This window comes from Actinacidiphila sp. bgisy145 (genome assembly GCF_057708125.1).
The window spans coordinates 1-2,605 of sequence record NZ_JBYIRL010000100.1 but is presented as its reverse complement, the minus strand read 5'-3'; the positions used below and the strand labels follow the sequence as shown (position 1 = coordinate 2,605).

1 protein-coding gene, 1 rRNA gene and 1 pseudogene are annotated in these 2,605 nt (G+C 72.5%); all 3 read right to left on the bottom strand.

The features are described from left to right. Positions 1-383: 383 nt before the first annotated feature. A pseudogene (locus AC3ERT_RS36450) lies at positions 384-1,053 on the bottom strand (hypothetical protein); the annotation flags it as partial. Then, positions 1,038-2,168, bottom strand: coding sequence for a hypothetical protein (locus tag AC3ERT_RS36445; RefSeq protein ID WP_435179460.1), 1,131 nt, complete (start codon positions 2,166-2,168; stop codon positions 1,038-1,040). The gene AC3ERT_RS36445 and the pseudogene AC3ERT_RS36450, both read right to left, overlap by 16 nt. Before the next feature lie 193 nt (positions 2,169-2,361). Next, positions 2,362-2,478, bottom strand: a 5S ribosomal RNA gene (rrf, locus tag AC3ERT_RS36440). Positions 2,479-2,605 lie beyond the last annotated feature (127 nt).

The window sequence follows — 2,605 nt, the reverse complement described above, 5'->3', positions numbered from 1 at the left end:
CCCCCCCCCTCCCCCCCCCCCCCCCCCCCCCCCGGTCCTGCTGGTGGCGCCTACCGGTCAGTCGTCCTCGCGGTCCGACGGTGCCGGGGCGCGGAACGGCGAGTCGAGGAAGGAGGACGGGTCGGCCGGCTTCTCGTCGTCGGCCTTGTCGGAGGCGTCGGCCTCCGCGGCGTCGGCCGCGTCATCCGTGTCGTCCGCGTCGTCCGCCGCGCTGTCGGCTTCCTCGGCCGCGGGCTCGGCGTGCGACGAGACCTCGTCGTCGTCCGTGTCCTCGTCCTCGTCGTCCGCGTCATCCGCGTCAGAGCCGTCGACCACGACCTCGTCGGTCAGGTCGTCGTCCTCGGCCGGCTCGGCCGCGCCGCCGGTCGGCGCCTCGGCCTCGTCCGCGTCACCGTCCGCGCCACTGTCCTCGTCCCCCTCGTCGAAGGCGTCCACGAACGCGACACCGTCGAGCTGGGCGAGCCGGTCGGACGCGTCGGTCGTCCCGTTGTGGTCGGCCTCCAGCGCCTTGGCGAACCACTCGCGGGCCTCGCTCTCGCGGCCGACCGCCAGCAGCGCGTCCGCGTAGGCGTACCGCAGCCGGGCGGTCCACGGGTGGATGGCGTTCGCCGCCAGCTCCGGGCTCTGCAGGGTCACCACTGCGGCCTCGGCCTGGCCGAGGTCCTGGCGGGCGCCGGCCGCGACCAACCGCATCTCGACCTGCCCGGCCTTGTCCAGCTTGTGCACCTCGGGCGCCCCGGCCATCTCCAGCGCCCGCTCGGGCCGGCCGAGCCCGCGCTCGCAGTCGGCCATCACCGGCCACAGGTCCACCGTCCCGGTCATCCGGCGCGTGGTGCGGAACTCCGCCAGCGCCTCCGAGTACCGCTCGGTGGCGTACGACGCGAAGCCCGCCGCCTCCCGCACCGCGGCGACGCGCGAGGCGAGCCGCAGCGCCACCCGCGAGTACGCGTACGCCTGCTCCGGGTCCTCGTCCAGCAGCCGCGCGACCATCACCAGGTTGCGCGCCACGTCCTCCGCGAGCGTCTTGGGCAGGCTCATCAGCTCCTGCCGCACGCTCGGGTCGATCTCCTGGCCGGTGACCTCGTCCGGGATCGGCAGCCGCCTGATGGGCTCGCGGTCGTCACGGCGCTCGTCGCGGCCACCGCGGCTCTCGAACCGGCCGCGGCCCTGCACCACCGGGCGCCGACCGTGCCCGCGGTCCCGGTCGTCGTCGCGCCGCGGACCACGCGGACGGTCGTCACGCCGGTCATCGCGCCGGTCATCCCTGCGGAAGCCACCCCGGTCGTCCTCCCGACGCGGACCACGCGGACGGTCATCGCGGCGGTCGTCACGGCGGAAGCCGCCGCCCGGGCGGTCGTCGCGCCGGTCGTCACGCCGGTCGTCACGGGGACGGTCGAAGCGCGGACGGTCGTCACGCCGGTCATCCCTGCGGAAGCCACCCCGGTCGTCCTCCCGACGCGGACCACGCGGACGGTCGTCACGGCGGTCGTCCCGACGGAAACCACCGCGGTCGTCGTCCCGACGCGGACCACGCGGACGGTCATCACGGCGATCATCGCGGGGGCGGTCGTCACGGGGACGGTCATAGCGCGGACGGTCACCACGGTCGTCACGGCGGAACCCGCCGCCACCCTGGCGGTCATCGCGGGGGCGGTCGTACCGCGGACGGTCGTCACGCCGGTCGTCTCGGCGGAACCCGCCGCCCCCACCGGGACGGTCGTCCCGACGGAAGCCACCGCGGTCGTCGTCCCGACGCGGACCACGCGGACGATCGTCACGGCGATCATCGCGGGGGCGGTCATCACGGGGACGGTCGAAGCGCGGACGGTCACCGCGGTCATCACGACGGAACCCACCGCCCCCACCAGGACGGTCGTCCCGACGGAAGCCACCGCGGTCGTCGTCCCGACGCGGACCACGCGGACGGTCATCACGCCGATCATCGCGGGGGCGGTCATCACGGGGACGGTCATAGCGCGGACGGTCACCACGGTCATCACGACGGAACCCACCGCCCCCACCAGGACGGTCGTCCCGACGGAAACCGCCGCCACCCTGACGGTCATCGCGCGGGCGGTCGTACCGCAGACGGTCATCACGCCGGTCGTCACGGCGGAACCCGCCACCGCGGTGGTCATCACGACGGGGACGGTCGTCTCGACGGTCATCACGCCGATCCTCGCGGCGGTGTTCGCCGCGTTCGGGTCGGTCTTCGGGTGCGTTGGGCATCGACGTGACTCCTGTCGGATCGTACTGCTGTGGTTCAAGTCTCGCGTAGCGGCCGGGGAGGCGCGCTGCGCGGAAAACAAAAAGGACCCCTGGTCCCAGCGCTCAGGCCAGGACCAAGGGTCCAGAAAGATTGTTCGGCGGCGTCCTACTCTCCCACAGGGTCCCCCCTGCAGTACCATCGGCGCTGAAAGGCTTAGCTTCCGGGTTCGGAATGTAACCGGGCGTTTCCCTAACGCTATGACCACCGAAACACTATCGGGTCATCCCGCATGTACGGGATTTCGACAGAGTCCGAGCGAACAAGCACACTTTTCAGTTGAATGTTCACCGGATACGACTGTTCGCAACCCGGGAACCAAACAGTGGACGCGAGCAT